This window comes from Paenibacillus sp. IITD108 (assembly GCF_036541265.1).
Taxonomy (GTDB): domain Bacteria; phylum Bacillota; class Bacilli; order Paenibacillales; family Paenibacillaceae; genus Pristimantibacillus.
Genome location: NZ_JAZHCT010000101.1, coordinates 1 through 344 on the forward strand (window position 1 = coordinate 1; position 344 = coordinate 344).

At 50.9% G+C, this 344-nt stretch carries 1 pseudogene; it reads right to left on the reverse strand.

What is annotated here, in order from left to right:
* Positions 1-229 (reverse strand): annotated as a pseudogene (locus tag V1L65_RS28675) (IS21 family transposase); the annotation flags it as partial.
* Between the last annotated feature and the right edge of the window lie 115 nt (positions 230-344).

Genomic DNA, 344 nt, shown 5'->3' on the forward strand with positions numbered 1-344 from the left:
TTTCTAAAAAGCACTCCTGGTTCTCTGCCGGGGTTGGGTACACAAATGCTGCATTGCTGTAAGGAAGGGATACGACCAACAGCTTGTAAGTCAGTAACTGGTGCCCCCTACTAACTTCCATGGTGGTGAAATCTACTTGCGCTTCACCCGGTGGATGTTCAAGGCGCTCATAGGTTTTGGCTCGTTCCAGCTCGAGTTCGCTCTTTCGTTTGCTTACATAAGCGAGCACGGTTCGTTGTCCACCTGTAAATTGATGTTCATCTCGCAGCCTCTGAAAGATACGGACCCCCGTATGCCGCTGTTTACGAGGGAGCAGCCGATCTTCCTCCAGCCATGTGTCGATA